Source organism: Pseudomonas sp. S60 (genome assembly GCF_016647865.1).
Classification (GTDB): Bacteria; Pseudomonadota; Gammaproteobacteria; order Pseudomonadales; family Pseudomonadaceae; genus Aquipseudomonas; species Aquipseudomonas parafulva.
Window position 1 is genome coordinate 11,077 of record NZ_JACVVH010000027.1, and the last position, 16,138, is coordinate 27,214.

Here is a 16,138-nt window from a genome sequence, read left to right on the forward strand (position 1 = left end):
AGTAGGTCGTCACTTCAATGGGGCGACGTTTGCATACCCTGGCACCCGTATCGACACTGCGGGAGCACCGGATGGACACCACCACTCAACCCAACCTGCTCGAGCAAGCGGGCCAGGACCGGCTTCTCGCCGCGCAACTGCCCACCTGGCTCAAGGCTGTCAGCCATCAGCACATGCCGGCCGTGTGCCAGGCGCTGCGCAGCAGCCTGGCCTGCCGGCAGCGGCTCAGTGTGCGCTGGGCGGCCATCGAGGGCATCGATCACTTCATCACACCCCTCCTGCAAGCGGCCCTCGCCCAGCGCCATGGGGTGAGTGTGCCGGTGGAGCAGTTATGGTTTCGCAACGCCTACCAGGTGCCCTTGCTGACCTACGCCCCGATTCGCGTCCCGCTGACTCAACGGGTGTATTACCAGATCCCGCTGCTGGAAGCTGTGCTGCGCAATTTTACCGCTGACGAAGCCACGCCAGGCATCCTCGCGCCCGGGGCCGGATTGCACGACGGGGCAGGGCAGCGTTTGCGTGAACCTCACGCTGCCCAGTTCGCCCGCCTGGTTCGCGAGCTGGACCTTGGAGCGCGCTATCAGGCGCATCTGCAGGCGCACCTTGCCCCTGCGGCCACGGTGGCGGTGCTGGGGGAACTGACCCGGCACGAGATGCTGATCGACGCATTCAAGGCCCGTGCGCGTGGCGTATTGACCGAGGCGGAACTGGGTTTGCTGATCAACCTGTGGCGTGATGGTCGGTTGGGGCACCTGCAGGGCGATCGCGTGGTTGCGAAAAACCTTGAAGTGCTGGGCTGCCCGTTGCAGCAGATTGTGGTGTTGGACGTGCGAGACGAGTCTCTGGCACCGTTTTATACGTCCAGCCGGCGTGTACTGGTGTACATCCCTGGCGACCCGCAGGGCGCCTGGAGCGCTGCAGAAAACCTGGCGCGTTTTGCCCGCAAGGTGCTGAACGCCCGTCTGCGTGAAAAGCCCTACCAGCAATTCTTCGCCCGTTTCGTGCGCCGTCGTGACAGCCAGGGGTTCTTCGCCAAGTTGGCCACCCGCTTCTATCACGATATCCCGGCATGGGCCACCGCCGACCTGTACCCCCGCGCCTATCCGTTGCCCGGGCCGCTGTTCGAGAGCCTTGCGCTCGCCCGCATCGCGCAGATCCAATCCGATGCAGCCACATTGCTGCCGCCAGTCCAGCAACTGGACCGCGAACGCGAGCAGGCTCACGAGCAGCGCCTTGCGGCTGAGGGCTGGACATTGCTGGGGCTGGCCAGCCTGTGGGTGCCGGCCATCGGTGCTGTGCTGTTGGCTGTGACGGTGTGGAGCCTGTTGCAAGAGGCCTTCTATGCCCTGGACGCCTGGCATGAGGGTGAGGCCGAGCAGGCTTTGGAGCACCTCGACCACGTGGCCACCGACCTGGCACTGGTGGCGGCCGGCGCTGCCGGCGTGCACGTCGTACGCCAGGCCTGGAAGCGTTCCGCTTGGGTAGACAGCCTGGTCCAGGCCAACGTCCAGGGCGGCGGCGAGCGCTTGTGGGCGGGAGACCTGGCCCCGTTCCACAGCGAACAACCACCTAGGCATGCCGTCACCGATGCCCAAGGCGTCAGCCGCACCGACGAGCATGCCTGGATACGCATGGACGGGCAGGCGTACCGCGTGCAGCAACGCCCCACCGATGGGCAGTGGCAACTGCAGCCCCGTGATGGGTATGGTCCTTTGCTGCAACACAATGGGGCCGGTGCCTGGCGGCTGTGGAGCGAGTCGCCCATGGACTGGCAAGGTACACGCTACCTGTTCCGGCGCCTTGGCGGCCCGATGGCCGAACTGGACGACAGCGCTATCGACCACGTGCTGGCTATTCACGGCCTGGACGATGCACGGCTGCGAGCATTGCACCTGAGCGCGGATGCCTGTGCCCCCGGTCTGATCGATACAGCGCTACGGGCGGGGCTTGAGCAACGTGTGCGCAGCCTGGTTGCGCAGCTGCGTGCCGGTGGGCCTGTCGACGACCTTCAGTGGTTTGATGACGTGATTGCGCCCCCATTCGAGCAAGGGCGCACGCATGAACAGTTGGCAAACTGGGTGCACGCGCAACGGCGGCCATTGCTGCAGCGCTTGTACCAGGCGCTGCAGCAACCGGATGATGAAGGCTGCCGTGCGCTATGCCGTGTTTTCCCCCGCTTGTATGGCAGCGCTGCGCAAGCCTTGTTGCGCCGTGCCAGCCACGCAGACCTGGAGCGGCTGAGGCTGACGGGGCGTGTACCGCTGCAGTTGGCCGAGGCCGCACGGGTACGCTCGCTGCAGATACGCCTGGACCGGGCACTGGAAGCGCTGTACTTCGATACTCCCCAGAGCACTGATGTGGCACGGCTGGCGTTCGGTATGCTGCGTCACCTGGCAGGCGCCTCGGCAAGGATCCGCTGGCGGCTGTTCAGCAGCCAGGCGAGGGGTGCCCTGCTGGCTGATACTCAGTCGGGGCAGCGGGTGCTGGACGTGCTGTACGACGATGGCCTGTTCAGCGTGCTCGATGCACAAGGGCGGGTGCTGGCACCAGCGGGTGAGTTGTTCCAGGTCATGGCCAGCGTGTGCGACCAAGCAGACCTCGCTACCCTGCAGCTTGAAGCCCCATTCGCCGAGCACTTGCAAGCCCGGGTGCTGCGCCTGACCGAGGCCAACCGCACGACGTTGCCGGGCTTGCTGGGCAGCAGCGACCCTGGTGCCTGGCGGATGCCGGTTCGCCTGCCGGATGGCCGAGTTGGCTACCCGTTGAGCGGGCGCAGAAGCCGGCGCCCCAACCCCTATCACCGCAGGCTGCGGTTACTCTACCCAACCTATACCGATGGTCAGCTCGATGCCTGGCTGGCGCAGGCGCAAGAGGCGCCAGGGGGCGTGGAGGCACGCCTGAATCAAGTGGAGCAGGAGTTCGAGCTGATCAATGCTCAACTGCGTCTGTGGACCAGCCGCGGCTCCACACGGGCAGAACGGCAACGACGCCGTGAGCTTCGGCAGGCCTTGCAGAACTGCTGGCAGCATGTGCTTGATCAGGGCACCCATGGCAACGACCTGATCCAGGCTTACCGTTGGGACATGATTGGCATTCATACCGAAACCTTCCCGGAGCTGCCTGAACAGGCCAACTTCGACCATGTGTATTCGCTGACCCTGCGTGACGCTCACATCAACCAGCTACCCGAAAGTTTTCTGCGGGCATTTTCCAGTGTGCGGTCGCTGGAGATGCCCAACAACCGTCTGCCGCGGGTTCCACAGGCATTGCTGCAGATGGAAAACCTCTGGACACTCGACCTTTCTTGCAACCTCATCTGCCTGGACCCGGGCCAGGCGACCATCCTTGCCAGTTGCGCCAACCTGCGTTTTCTCGACCTGTCGCGCAACCCGCTGGGCAGGCCGTTCGCGGTCAATGGCCTGGTCCACCTGCACGAGCTGCGGTTGGCCGGTACCCAGCTGCGCAGCCTTCCTTACCTGTTGATGGAAAACACCTCGCTGAGGGTACTGGACCTGCGGGACAACCAGATCACCGAATTGCCCGAAGGGTTCTACGAGTCGCCCTTGTGGGTGCAGGGCGAGGTGCACCTCAGTGGCAACCCCTTGACCGACGCCGAGCGTGAGCGGCTGCAGGAGGCGCTGCAGTCCGCGGCCTCGCTGGACGATGCTCGCGCCTTGGCGTTGGCCCGCCTGCGCTGGATGGACGCCATCGGCATGGATCAGCGCACAGAACTGGGTGCATGTTGGGAGCCGCTGCAGGCAATGCAAGGCGCTGCGCAGTTTTTCAATTTGTTGCAGCGCCTGACAGACACCGCCGACTTCCAGAACCGCACCGGTGCGCGCTACCTGGCCTCTCGGGTACTGGCACTCTTGCAGGCCATGCGTGATTCAGCTGAACTGCGGGACGCGATGTTCAGCGATGCCGAGCAACTCACTTGCCAGGACAGCGTGGCCCTGCGGTTCAGCGACCTGGAACTGCGCCTGCTGGTATGGCGCGCCGAAGCCGGCGCGCAGGATGGCGACGAGCAGCAGATGCTGCTCCATTTGGGCAGGCAGTTGTGGCGCATGGATGAAGTGGACCACATCGCGATGGAAGATATGCAGATGCGCCAGCGCTCCGGTGCCGACCCTGATCTGATCGAAGTGGCGTTGGCCTATCGCCTGGCGTTGCGTGACGACCTGGACCTGCCCGTCAATACCCGTGGCATGACGTTCCGCGAAGTAGCCGGTGTTACCGAGCGGCACATCAGCCAGGCCCGCAGTCGGGTCCTGGGGGCCGAGAGCACGGAGCAACTGGCCACGTCGTTGCTGGGGCGGGAGTTCTGGTGTCGCCACCTGCGCAGTGCTTACCCTGAGCGGTTCGAGGCGTTGAATGCCCCATTTCATGAGCGCCTGGAGGCCATACAGGAAGCCCCAGGGCTCAGCGAGATGCAGCGCCTGGAGCAAACCGCCGTCATCGCTGACCAGCGCCAGGCAGCGGAGCGCACGCTGATGCTGGAGCTGACCCGGCATGCCCTGGATACGGCCGTCGATTGAGGTTGAAAGCGTGTCCTGCACCTGTGCGGGCAGGGCAACGACGTGGGTTTGGGCTATGCTCAGGTGCACGCGTTGGGGGCTTTTCCTGATCTGCAGGTGGTGGCTAGAAACGCCAGGTTACTTTTGCGCAGGCCCATTGCCAGCCCAGTTGGTTTAGGCTCCCGCGTCGGATCTTTCTCCAGGATCTGTAGTCTTTGGTTTATCGAGAGAATAAGGAGATGCGCATGCTCGTCCGGTCACTGACCCTCGCCACCCTGCTCGCCGTTGCCAGCCCGTTGTTCGCTGCAGACAGCGATGCACCGCTGGCCAAGGAACTGGGCAAGGCAAGGCCGTTGGTCATCATCGCCCCCAGCAGTGCCGACCCGACCCTGAGGGCGGTCAACAAGGCATTCGAAGACCCAGCGACCCAGGCGGCCTTCAAGGAACGGGGCCTGGTGTTGTTCAGCGTGGCTCAGATGATGGGCAAGCGTGACGACAAGAACCTCGAGCAGCAGACCACCATGGCCCTGATCCGCGAGTTGAAGCTCGGTGCCAGCAAAGGCACCAAGGTGATTCTGGTCGGCAAGGACGGCGAGCGGCACATGCTCAAGGATGATGACACCGGTGACGCGCTGGACCCGCAGGTGATTCTCAAGGCGGTGGACGATCTGCCCGCCACTGAAAAAGCCGTGAAGGCGCCAGAACCGGTAGCGGCGGCGCCGCAGGAGGGGGCCAAGGAAAGCAAGCCTGGCAAGCCAGCCAAACCTGCGAAGCCCGCCGCCCCGCCAAAACCCCTCGACGATTGAACCGCATCAAAGGGTTGCGCCGCAGCCCTTTGTTTCAGGCAAAGCTGGCGAAATGCGCTTGCATGCGCGCGGCGTCAGCTTGCTTTCCGCTGAACAGCTCGAATGCCTTCACCGCTTGGAATACGGCCATGTTGCTGCCATCGAGCGTGCGACAGCCAATGGCCCTCGCGGCGCGCAGCAATTCGGTTTCCAGCGGGAAGTAAATGATTTCTGCTACCCACAGGTCCGGGTGTAACAGCTCCACCTGCAATGGGGTGCCGGGCAGCTTGGCCATGCCGACCGGCGTGGTGTTGACCAAACCGTCTGCGTCCGCCAGGGCAGGGGCCAGGTCAGTACCCAATACCGCGCGCTCGGCGCCGAAATGGGCATTGAGGTTGTCGACGAGGGCCTGAGCCCGCGCAGCGTCCACTTCGAACAGCACCAATTGGCCAACGCCTTCGGCCAGCAGGGCGTGTGCCACCGCCGAGCCCGCACCGCCAGCCCCCAACTGCACCACCACCCGCCGTGATACGTCTGGCAGCCCCCGGCGCAGACCCTCGGCAAAGCCCAGGCAGTCGGTGTTGTGGCCCACGCGTTTGCCATCCTTGAACACAACGGTGTTGACCGCGCCGATGCCCCTGGCTTCCTCGGACAGCTCATCCAGCAGCGGAAGAATCGACTGTTTGAAGGGGTAGGTGATGTTCAAGCCGGTAAAGCCGGTGTGCTGCGCACCGTCGAGCAAGCTGGGCAGGGCGCTGTCATCCAGCTGCAGCTGGTCAGCATCAATCAGGCGATACAGGTAACGCAAGGCTTGGGCATCCCCCTCGTGCTCGTGCAGCGCCGGGGTGCGCGACAGTTGGATGCCACGGCCGATGAGGCCGGCAAGGATTGCCTGCTGGCTCATGCCGCACGCTCCTGCAACAGCGCGCCGAAATGACTGATGGCCATGCGATAGCCATGGCTGCCCAGGCCGCAGATGACCCCGACGGCGATGGATGAAATGAACGACAGGTGCCTGAACGGCTCACGCTTGTGCACATTGGACAGGTGCACCTCGATCACCGGCACTTCGCTGGCGACCAGGGCATCGCGGATGGCCACGGAGGTGTGTGTCCAGGCGCCAGGGTTGATGACGATGCCGGCGCAGCGGCCACGGGCGGCATGTATCCAGTCGATCAGCTCGCCTTCGTGGTTGGTCTGGCGGAACTCGATGTCCAGGTTCAATGATTGGGCAGTGTCAGCACAGCCCTGCGCCAGGTCGGCCAGTGTCTCGTAGCCGTACTGGGAGGGTTCGCGGGTACCCAGCATGTTCAGGTTGGGGCCGTTGAGCACAAGAATAAGGGGCTTCATGTGGAGTATCGCTTTGTTGTTGTTGAATGCCCCCAGTTTTGTACCAGCCGGTTAATTTAGTCAATTGCACCCAGCGCTGGCCTGGCGAAAGTGTGCGATTAACGAACCAGGGCCGCACTGCGGCCCCTCGCCTCAAACCGCAGGACGCGCGCCGCTGCTTGCCGGGTCGGTCGTCACTTCGTCATGCAGCGAAATGCGCGAGGTTTCCGGCAGTGCCAGCCCGCCAATCAAGGCCACCAACGCGATCGCCACCAGGTAGAAGGCCGGCGCCAGGCTGCTGCCGGTCTGCCCGATCAGCCACGTCGCCACCAGGGGAGCGGTGCCGCCGAACAGGGTGTAGGCCACATTGTAGGTGATGGCCGACGCGGTATACCGGGTGCGGGTAGGGAAGCTCTCGGACAGCAGCGCTGCCGTGACCACGCCGCTGCACAGGGCGCCCACCGCCAACAGGATCACCCCCAGCAGTGCCCCGGGCATGGAACCGGAGCTCGCCAGCCAATAGGCCGGGAACACGCAGGCCATCACCCACAGGCAGGTAAAGCCAATGGTCTTGCGCCGCCCCACACGGTCGGAAAATGCCCCTGCCAGCGGACACCCCACCGCGGCGAAGATCAGCGCCACCGTGGTGACCAGCAGCGACTGGGCGCGGGTCAGGTTGCCCACCAGTTGCAGGTAGGTGGCGAAGTACGTGGTGAACATGTAGAACGACAGCGCGGTCAGGGAGATGAACGCACCCAGGTTGCGGATGGTGCGGCCATGGTGGCGCAAGGTGTCCTTGAGCGGTGAGTGTTCGTGGACCTTGCCCTGGGCAAGCGCCTCGCGGAACGCCGGGGTTTCTTCCATGCGCCAGCGCAGGTACAGGCCCACCAGGCCCAACGGGGCGGCGATCAGAAAGGGGACACGCCAGCCCCAGGCGCTCATGGCTTCGGCAGACAAGCTGGCCTCCAGGCCATAGGCGATCACAGCGGCGCAGGCAAAGGCGGAGAAGGTGGACACCGGTACGAAGCTGCCATAGAACGCACGCTTGTCGTCAGGCGCATGCTCCATCAGGTAGGCGCAGGCACCGGCATACTCGCCACCGGCAGAAAACCCTTGCAGGCAGCGCGCCAGGGTAAGCAGCGCCGGCGCCGCCAGGCCGATGCTGGCGTAGGTGGGCAGCAGGCCGATGAGCGTCGTGGAGCCCGCCATCAGCAGGATGGTCAACGACAGGATGCGCTTGCGCCCAAGGCGGTCGCCCAGCGCGCCGAACACGATACCGCCCAGCGGGCGCAGGGCAAAGGCCACCGCAAACACGGCGAACGTCTTGAGCAAGGCCACGCTGGCATCTTCGCTGGCAAAGAACTGGCTGGCGATCAGGGTGGCGAGAAAGCCATACACCGCAAAATCGAACCATTCGACGAAGTTGCCGATGGCGGAAGCGGCGATGACGCGACGCAGGGTGGCGGGGGATACCTCATGAGTTGCGGACATGCGGGTGCTCTCCGGTTTCCATTGGCAGTCATGAAGAACGTGGGGCGATCGGGCCGCCCCATCATTTTTATGTGTCTGCCAGTAGATCGCCGTTGCCCACAGGCCGCTTTGTCGAGGGCGACCTTCGGATACCTGATACGACCGCAGGTGCGGCGGCCTGCCAGGAGGTCAGGCGTGAACCATCCGGTTGCGCCCCTGTTGCTTGGCCTGGTACAGCGCACGGTCAGCCGCACCTAGCGCGTCGGCAGGCTCATTGCCACCCTTGGCATCCCAACGCGCTACGCCCAGTGACACCGTCACCGCGCCTACCGGTTCCACGGGAGTATCCTGCACCGTCAGCCTCAGGCGCTCGGCCACGTTGGCCGCTACCTCCAGGCCTGCGCCTGGCAACAGCATGAGGAATTCCTCGCCGCCGGTACGGCACAGCAGGTCACCCTCGCGGCAGCAGCCGCGCATAAGCTCTGCCAGGCGCCGCAGCACCTGGTCACCCACCTCATGGCCATGGTTGTCGTTGACCCGTTTGAAATGGTCGATGTCCAGCACGATGGCCGAAAACGATCGGCCATCGGCCTGCAGCAGTGCCAGGCTGAACTCCAGGCCGCGACGGTTGACAAGGCCTGTGAGCGGGTCGGTCTGGGCGTCGCGGTTGAGCCGGCCAATGCGTTCCTGCAGCAGGTTCAGCCCGAACAGCAGGGCGCGCTTGAGCTCGGCCGCCTCGAAGTACCAGGCAGGCACCCGGCGCAGGCGCTCGGCGGTTTCCGGGCTGTCCATGGTGCGTGCCCCGGCAGCCAGTTGCCACAACGGCTGTGCGATGATCAGGGCCAGCCACCACAGCAGCAGGAAGCCCACCAGGGCCAACGGCGCCGATGTACCCACCACGTTGAGGATGAGGTCCCCCAGTGGTGTCAGTGTGCGTGTCAGGGGCTGCTGGGCCACCACGCCCCAGCCGGCACTTGGCACGGTGGCGAAACCTGCCAGCATCTCCACCCCCTGGCTGTTGCTCAGTTGGCGGGTGCCGTTGCGCAAGGTGCCCAGCTGGTTGATCAGCGGGTTGCTCTGCACCACTGTGCCAACCCGCTGCGGGTTGGGGTGGTACAGCAGGCGGCGCTGGCTGTCGACCACGTACAGGTAGGAGCCGTCCTTGTAAAAGTGCTCGCCCAGCAAGCTGTTGAGGATGTTGCGCTCGTGCAGGTAGAGGCTTCCCGCCACGTAGCCCAGGTAACGCCCATCGGCGTCGAAGATCGGTTGTGACAATGTCACGACCAGGTTGTTGGCTGCCGAGACATAGGGGGTGGAAACCAGCGGGCGGCGTTCGTGCAGGGCTTCTTCTACGCCGGGGGACTGCATGCGCCCGCCCATCAGGTGTCGCAGGTGTGCGGGCGATACCGACAGCAGTACACCGTTCGCGTCGATCACGAAGGTAGAGTTGAAGGCCATGCTCTGGCCCAGCACCCGGTCGGTTTCGGCCCGTAGCGCAGCGCTGTCGGCCAGTTGCTGGCGCTGTACGCCGGCGCTGAATGCCAGTTGCTGCAGTGCGTTGCGGATATAGGTTTCAGTGATGGCTGCCAGCTTTGCTGCATAGACCCGGTTGGCTTCCAGGGCGTGGTCGATCAGCAACTGGCGCTGCACCCGGTAGCTGGCGAAATAGCTGGCGCACAGCATCACCAGCGCGGTAAGGGCGCAAAGCACCAGAATAAGTGTGCGCAGATCGAGCCGCATTCCTTGCTTGGCGTTTGGCAATCCTGACCTCGAAGGCGAACAGATGCGGCAAAAAGGGCGATAACCCTACAGGTTATCGGTGCTTTGGGGAACTGCTTGACGTCAAGATGGCCACCATCGGGTGCGTTGGGGCGCTAAGCGCCCCAATTAGCGCTTCCGGGCCTATTATCCAGCAGGGCTGGCGTTGTCCAGCTTCCGCAGTTCGTCTTCCACCTGCTGCATGCGTTGTTTGGCCAAGGCTTGCACGTTGGGGTCCCCAGCGGTGTCGCGCATCAGCGACGTGAGTTTTTCGCTCAGGCGCCGGCCGTTTTCCGAGTCCTCGAGAGCCCGTGCCTTGGCCGGGTCCTGCAGCGCCGTGACGATCGTGTCGAACTCTGCATCGCTGAAGTTTTTCTCGCTGTAAAGCCGAAACAGGTCCTGGCGCTGGTCCTCGACCGTGAGGTGTTTGCGCAGCACCTGCTCGATGCTTGCCTGTGTCAACCGGGGGTGGGTGCGCCCGAGCAGGCCAGCCATGCGCTCGATGTTATGGGTATAGGCCTCCTGCAGCGGCAGCCGCGCGAGGATCTGCTCTTCTCGGGTGGGTTTCTGATCGCAGGCGGTAACGGCGAGGGCCAGCAGCAGGGGCAACAGCAACTTGTTGAGGCAAGGCATGGCGTGGCCTGGTTGGGCTGTGAGGCTGGCGATTATAACGGTGTCTGCGCAACGCCGACGAGCCTTGTCGTTTGCCATGGCCGCGCGGCTGGGGTAGAACCTGGCCTCCATTGCCCGGTGGCTGCCCCATGCCCGACCTGATCCTGCAACCTGTTCCACGCGACGCCATTGATGAAGTGGTGGCGTTCGTTGACGCGGCCCGCCGCGAATTGTTCCCGATGCTCGCCGGCACGCCCTTGCCCCATGATCTGGCGCACTTCGCCAGCACGTACCTGGACGGCGCTGGCTGTTTTCTGGAGGCGCGGGACGGCGGGCGCCTGGTGGCCGTGGTTGGCTACCTGCCCTACGATCACCGCTTTGCCCAGCTCTGCTACCGCGCCCAGCAGGTGGTCGAGGTGGTGCGGCTGTTCGTCTTGCCGGCCTACCGCAGGCACGGCCTGGCAGCAGCGCTGTTCGCCAGGTTGCGTCTGCAGGCCCAGGCGCAAGGGGTAAACTGCCTGTACCTGCACACCCATCCATTTCTGCCGGGCGCCATCCGCTTCTGGGAGCGCCAGGGTTTCAGCGTGGTGGACGTTGAACAAGACCCGGTGTGGCAGACCACCCACATGCAGCTGCCCCTGCGCTGAACCTACGGAATTGCCCTACACAAGCCTGGCGGTAGTGATCCACGCGTTCATTTCCTTGCCTGCCAGGCCGTGCTTACCCTCCCAGGACATGGATTTTTCATCGCTGCAGAGGGAGAAGGACGATGCCGCACATGGCCCTGTACAAGCTCAAGTTGCTGGACGAATTCGAAGCACGCCTGGAGGGGTGGACCTCCGATGATTTTGAAAACAGGCTGATGGACCTGTGGCGCGGTGCCACCCGGCAGGATGCCCGGAGCCTGATCAATGCGGCGCATCGGGAAGGGCGCTGGCCCAACACGGTCAGGCAGTACCTGCAAACCCGCGTGAGGGCTGCTGGCCATGTCGATGCGGAGCTCGAAGCCGCGTTCGCCGACCTGGCGTACAGCCAGCCACCCCTGTCATAACCCCCCGGACAACGGCCATTCCACCGCCAGCCGAAGCTGGTCGACATCCAGCTCGGCTTGCGCCTGGTTACCCCGGTGCACGTTGTGCCGGACCGAGAAGGTGACGCCCTTGGCCCGGCCGCCCTGCACTACATAGCGGGCCTCAAGGTCACGCTCCCAGTGCTTGCCGCCCTTGCCGTAGCCCAGATAGGCATAGCCACCTGCCGGGTCTACCCCGGTGCCGTCGATACCGAAGCCGTGTACGTACAGGGCCGTCAGCGCCAGGCCCGGGATGCCGTAGGCACCCATGTCCAGGTCGTAGCGCGCCTGCCAGGACTTTTCGTTTGGCCCGTTGAAATCGGACATCTGCACCGCATTGGCGATGTAGATGGCGCCCCGCGAGACGTAGTCGAACGGTGTGTCCCCATGCACCTGCTGCCAGCCCAGGCTGAAGCCGTGAGGCCCCTGGTCGTAGCGCGAAACCAGGCTCCAGGTGGTGTTGTCGATACGCCCCGACAGTGCCTTGCCGGTGTCGGTGGTGCGGTACAGGTTAAGGTCCAGGCTGACACCGCGCTGCTCGTCCAGGGCATGGCTCAGGGTGCTGCCCAGGTAGTGCTGGTTCCAGGTGTCTTCATACCGCGACGTGTACAGGCTGGCGCTGAAGGCAGGGCTGGCTGACCAGATGGCGCCGGCCAGGTCGACCTGGTTACCCTGGCGGCCATTGGAGTAATTGACTGCAAAGCCCCGGCCATGACTGGAGGCATTGCGGTCGGCGTTTTCGGTGAAATGCCCGGCCACCAGCCTGAGCGCCTCCAGTTCCTCACTGGCCAGAAAGAACCCGGTAAAGGTTTCCGGGAGCAGACGGCTGTCGGAGGCACTGAACACCGGCGTTTTCACCCGCTGCTCGCCGTAGGTGAGCACGGTGTTGGCGATGCGCAGCTTCACGGCGGCGCCTGCGCGGCTGTAATCAGATTGCGGGTGCCCGTCGTTGTCCACGGCCAGCAGGCGCGCTTTGCCCGCCCGGCCGCCGCCGCTGTCCAGCTTGACGCCCAGGTAAGCGTGGGCATCCACGCCCACCCCCACCAGCCCCTGGGTGAAACCAGACTGGAAGGTACCCATCAGGCCGTAGCCCCATTCTTCCGCCTTGCCGTTACGCTCGTTGCGCGGCTTGTAGGCATTGCGCGCGGCACCGTTGCGCCCGCCATGCTTGAAATCGCGCAGGTCGTAAACACTGCGGTTGAGCACGCTCCAGCTGGCGTCCTGGACAAAACCCTGGCTGTGGGATTGGGCATTCTCGGCCTGAGCCCAGGGGGCTATCGCCACCAATGGCAGCGCCATTGACAACCTTCTCACTGGCCGGCCACCAGCTGTTGCAGTTGCGCCCCGAAGCGCGCCTTGGCCCTCGCCGGCAGGCTTGCCGGCACCGCGGCCTCGGTCACGTCACCGACCTGGATGAGCATGACCATGCCCATTGCCAGGTGCGGAATGCATTGCACGCCGTACAAGCCCGGCACGGTAAAGCGCTGCTCGAAGACCTGGTTGAGCTTGCTCTTGAAAGCCGTAGCGCCCTCTGGCATCAAACCCGGCACGCTGGCCGCGTTGTGCCCGCTCTGGGTGGGTACGAAACGCACCGTGTCGCCCGGTGCAATGCGCAGGTGATCAGGTTCATAGACCATCGCCCCCGCCTCACCGCGGTTGAGCATTTTTACTTCGTGAACCTCGGCCAGTGCTGCGGGGGCGAGCAGGGCGCTGGCGAGCAGCAAGGCAACAGGGCGCAACGACATGGGCAGAACTTCCTGGTTCAAGGGGCGCGAAAGCGCAGGATGCGCGCGCCGTCGTGGGGGTCGGTGAGGTAGTGGGCCTGCACACCGAAGGTGTCGAGCAGGCGCTGGGGCGTGAGCACCTCCAACGGCTTGCCCAAGGCAACCAGGCGGCCTTTGTCGAGCACCGCCACGCGGTGGCAGGTGAGGGCCTGGTTGAGGTCATGCAGGGCCACCACGGTGGTGACCTGCAAGGCTTGCACCTGGTGCAACAGGCTTAGCTGGTGCTGGATATCCAGGTGGTTGGTGGGCTCGTCCAGCAGCAGCAGGCGCGGCTGTTGGGCCAGGGCTCGGGCGATGTGTACGCGCTGGCGTTCACCACCAGACAACGCGCCCCACAGCCGGCCGCGCAGGTGCAGGGCATCCACGTCGGCCAACGCCTGTTCGACGATGGCACGGTCGTTTGCGCAGAACGGTGCAAGCGCCGACAACCATGGCGTGCGGCCCAGGGCAACGGCATCGAACACGCGGATCGCATCAAGCGTGTCAGCCTGTTGCTCCACCAATGCCAGGGCCTGGGCGATCTGGCGCCTGGCCACCTGTGCCAACGGTTGGCCCATCAGCTGTACGCTGCCGCGGGTGGGCTTGCGCAGCCCGGCCAGCAGCTTGAGCAGCGAGGACTTGCCGGAGCCGTTGGGCCCGACGATAGCCAGGGTCTCGCCGGCGTGCACGGTCAGGTCGAGGGCGTCCAGTACGGTGTTGCCGGCCAGGTCCAGCCCCAGGCCCTGGCAGCTCAGCGGTGCGATGTGCGCGGGGGCCATGGCTGTCACGAGTGCCCCCGTCTTGCGACCAGGATCAGCGCGAACACCGGCGCGCCGATCAGCGCAGTCACCACCCCCACGGGGATGACCTGCCCGGCAATCAACGTGCGCGAAAGAATGTCGGCCGCTACCAGGAACAATGCGCCGCCCAGTGCGCTGGCGGGCAGCAGGCGCCCGTGACCGGGGCCCAACAGCAAACGCAGGGCATGGGGGATGACCAGGCCGACGAAACCGATGGCGCCCACGATCGATACCATCACCGCCGTTACCAGTGCCGCGCAGCTGATCAGCAGCAACTGCGTGCGCCGCACCGGAATGCCCAGTGAAGCCGCAGAATCGGCGCCGAAGGTGAATGCATCCAGCGCCCGGCGGTGCCACAGGCATACCAGCAAACCCAGCACTGCGACCGGTACCGCCAGCCACACTGACGGCCATCGCACACCGCTCAGGTTACCCAGCAACCAGAACAGAATGCCCCGCGCCTGCTCGGCGGTGGCCGACTTGGTGATGAGGAAGGCGGTGAGGGCGTTGAACAGCTGCGAGCCGGCAATGCCCGCCAGAATGACCTGGGCGTTGTTGCCGGCCGGGCTGGCGGCCCGGGCCAGTACCAGCACCAGGCCGAATGCCGCCAGAGCGCCGATGAACGCCCCTGCCGACATGCTCAACGCCATGCTGCCCAGGCCCAGCAAGCCGACCAGCACTGCGCCGGTGGAGGCACCTGCCGACAGGCCCAGCAGGTAGGGCTCGGCCAACGGGTTGCGCAACAGGGCCTGGAGAATCACCCCGCAGGTCGCCAGGCCAGCGCCGCAGGCTGCAGCCACCAGGGTACGGGTCAGGCGGTAGTTCCAGACAATGCCGGCATCAATCGGGTCCACCGCGTAGCCCGCCTGCCACAGGTGGTTGGCCAGCACCTGGCCAACCAGGCTGGGCGACAGGTTGCTTTCACCAATGGCGGTGCCTGCCAGCAAGGCAGTCAGCAGGGCGGCCACGGCCGCCACGACGGTGAGGGGCAGGCGGCTGGTCACTGGGCTGCGTGACCGCTGGCGAACGCCGTTGCCAAGGTTTGCAGGCCACGGAACAGGCGGATGCCGGCTTGCATGGCCTCAGCATCCAGCACGATGATGCGCCCGTTTTTCACCGCATCCATGTTGCGGGTGACCGGGTCGTTACGCAGGAATTCGAGTTTTTTCTGGTAATCGTCTGCCGGGAAGCGGCGGCGGTCCATGCGTGCGACGATCAACCAGGTCGGGTTGGCCTTGGCCAGGGTTTCCCAGCCTACGGTCGGCCATTCCTCAGTGGATTCGACCACGTTGCGTACCCCCAGGGTGCGCAGCATGAAGTCGGCCACGCCCTGGCGACCGGCCACGTAGGGGTCGATGTCCAGGTCGGCGCTTGAGAACCAGAACAGCGCCGAGGTCTGCGACAGGTCCTTGCCCGCCAGTTGCCCCAGGGCGCTGTTCAGCCGGCCTTTCAACTCGGCGTTCAGGGCAGTGCCGCGTTCTTGCACATCGAAGATTTCGGCCAGCTGGCTGACGGTCTTGTAGATGCTGTCTACCTGAAAGGCCTGCAGGCGCGTGCCATCGGCCCCCACCAGGTTGTCCTTGCCTTCACAGTCCGACGGCATCACGTAGGTCGGTATGCGCAACTCGTCGAACTGTTCCCGGGTACCCACCACACCCTGGGCGCCGATCATCCATTCGAACTGGGTAGCCACCAGTTGCGGGCGCTTGCCCACCACGGCTTCGAAGCTGGGGTCGTTGTCGGCCAGGCGCGGTACCTTGGCGTTCTGCGCCTGGTACTCAGGCAGCACGTCGTTGAACCACAGCGAGGTGCCCACCAGCTTGTCGCCCAGCCCCAGTGCATAGAGCATCTCGCTGCCGGCCTGGCCGATGGTCACGGCCCGCTGCGGCGCGTGGTCGAAGGTCTGCGGCTTGCCACAGTTGTCGAGGGTCAGCGGGTAGTGGGTAGCGGCAGCCTGGGCCAGGCCGGCGAAGCCTAGGCCGACGAGCAGGGTGGCAATACGGGGCAGCATGCGGGGCGATCTCCTATCGGGCAGTTC

Annotated in this window: 14 protein-coding genes; 4 read left to right on the forward strand and 10 right to left on the reverse strand. The window is 64.9% G+C overall.

Features of this window, described 5'->3' with window-relative positions:
- Nucleotides 1-71 precede the first annotated feature (71 nt).
- Nucleotides 72-4,535: an NEL-type E3 ubiquitin ligase domain-containing protein gene (locus IAE33_RS15050; protein WP_201164087.1), complete on the forward strand. Its 4,464-nt coding sequence runs from the start codon at nt 72-74 to the stop codon at nt 4,533-4,535.
- A 224-nt stretch (nt 4,536-4,759) separates the two neighbouring features.
- Nucleotides 4,760-5,320 carry a DUF4174 domain-containing protein gene (locus IAE33_RS15055; protein ID WP_028634468.1) on the forward strand — a complete coding sequence of 187 codons (561 nt, stop codon included), beginning with the start codon at nt 4,760-4,762 and terminating at the stop codon, nt 5,318-5,320.
- Nucleotides 5,321-5,354: 34 nt separating this feature from the next.
- On the opposite strand, the gene IAE33_RS15060 is transcribed toward IAE33_RS15055, so the two are convergent.
- The 5 genes from IAE33_RS15060 to IAE33_RS15080 all read right to left on the reverse strand — a co-directional run bounded on the left by IAE33_RS15060 (nt 5,355) and on the right by IAE33_RS15080 (nt 10,489).
- Nucleotides 5,355-6,203, reverse strand: a complete 849-nt coding sequence (locus IAE33_RS15060; protein ID WP_201164088.1) for a shikimate dehydrogenase — start codon at nt 6,201-6,203, stop codon at nt 5,355-5,357.
- A complete protein-coding gene (aroQ, locus tag IAE33_RS15065; protein ID WP_028634466.1) occupies nt 6,200-6,649 on the reverse strand; it encodes a type II 3-dehydroquinate dehydratase in 450 nt (149 codons plus the stop codon). The genes IAE33_RS15060 and aroQ overlap by 4 nt, the downstream gene beginning before the upstream one ends.
- 132 nt (nt 6,650-6,781) lie before the next feature.
- Nucleotides 6,782-8,119 carry an MFS transporter gene (locus IAE33_RS15070; RefSeq protein WP_201164089.1) on the reverse strand — a complete coding sequence of 446 codons (1,338 nt, stop codon included), beginning with the start codon at nt 8,117-8,119 and terminating at the stop codon, nt 6,782-6,784.
- A 168-nt stretch (nt 8,120-8,287) separates the two neighbouring features.
- Nucleotides 8,288-9,838, reverse strand: coding sequence for a sensor domain-containing diguanylate cyclase (locus IAE33_RS15075; RefSeq protein WP_442967379.1), 1,551 nt, complete (start codon nt 9,836-9,838; stop codon nt 8,288-8,290).
- Nucleotides 9,839-10,003: 165 nt separating this feature from the next.
- Nucleotides 10,004-10,489, reverse strand: coding sequence for a hypothetical protein (locus tag IAE33_RS15080; RefSeq protein ID WP_201164091.1), 486 nt, complete (start codon nt 10,487-10,489; stop codon nt 10,004-10,006).
- Between the two features lie 128 nt (nt 10,490-10,617).
- On the opposite strand from IAE33_RS15080, the gene IAE33_RS15085 reads away from it, so the two are divergent.
- Together IAE33_RS15085 and IAE33_RS15090 are read left to right on the forward strand one after the other, a co-directional pair.
- Entirely contained in the window at nt 10,618-11,115 is a 498-nt protein-coding gene (locus tag IAE33_RS15085) for a GNAT family N-acetyltransferase (protein WP_201164092.1), read from the forward strand.
- A gap of 122 nt (nt 11,116-11,237) precedes the next feature.
- The gene (locus tag IAE33_RS15090) at nt 11,238-11,519 is read left to right on the forward strand and encodes a hypothetical protein (protein ID WP_042141463.1); all 282 of its coding nucleotides are present in this window, start codon (nt 11,238-11,240) and stop codon (nt 11,517-11,519) included.
- On the opposite strand, the gene IAE33_RS15095 is transcribed toward IAE33_RS15090, so the two are convergent.
- From IAE33_RS15095 to IAE33_RS15115, 5 genes are read right to left on the reverse strand one after another with little or no spacing between them, the layout of a single operon-like run.
- Nucleotides 11,514-12,851, reverse strand: a complete 1,338-nt coding sequence (locus tag IAE33_RS15095) for an OprD family porin (protein WP_201164093.1) — start codon at nt 12,849-12,851, stop codon at nt 11,514-11,516. The genes IAE33_RS15090 and IAE33_RS15095 overlap by 6 nt on opposite strands.
- Nucleotides 12,848-13,282 (reverse strand): pseudoazurin, encoded by a 435-nt coding sequence (locus tag IAE33_RS15100; RefSeq protein WP_201164094.1) that lies wholly within the window; start codon nt 13,280-13,282, stop codon nt 12,848-12,850. The genes IAE33_RS15095 and IAE33_RS15100 overlap by 4 nt, the downstream gene beginning before the upstream one ends.
- Before the next feature lie 17 nt (nt 13,283-13,299).
- Nucleotides 13,300-14,079 carry an ABC transporter ATP-binding protein gene (locus IAE33_RS15105; RefSeq protein WP_201164095.1) on the reverse strand — a complete coding sequence of 260 codons (780 nt, stop codon included), beginning with the start codon at nt 14,077-14,079 and terminating at the stop codon, nt 13,300-13,302.
- Nucleotides 14,080-14,084: 5 nt separating this feature from the next.
- A complete protein-coding gene (locus IAE33_RS15110) occupies nt 14,085-15,104 on the reverse strand; it encodes a FecCD family ABC transporter permease (protein WP_328804878.1) in 1,020 nt (339 codons plus the stop codon).
- Entirely contained in the window at nt 15,101-16,111 is a 1,011-nt protein-coding gene (locus tag IAE33_RS15115; RefSeq protein WP_201164096.1) for an ABC transporter substrate-binding protein, read from the reverse strand. The genes IAE33_RS15110 and IAE33_RS15115 overlap by 4 nt, the downstream gene beginning before the upstream one ends.
- Between the last annotated feature and the right edge of the window lie 27 nt (nt 16,112-16,138).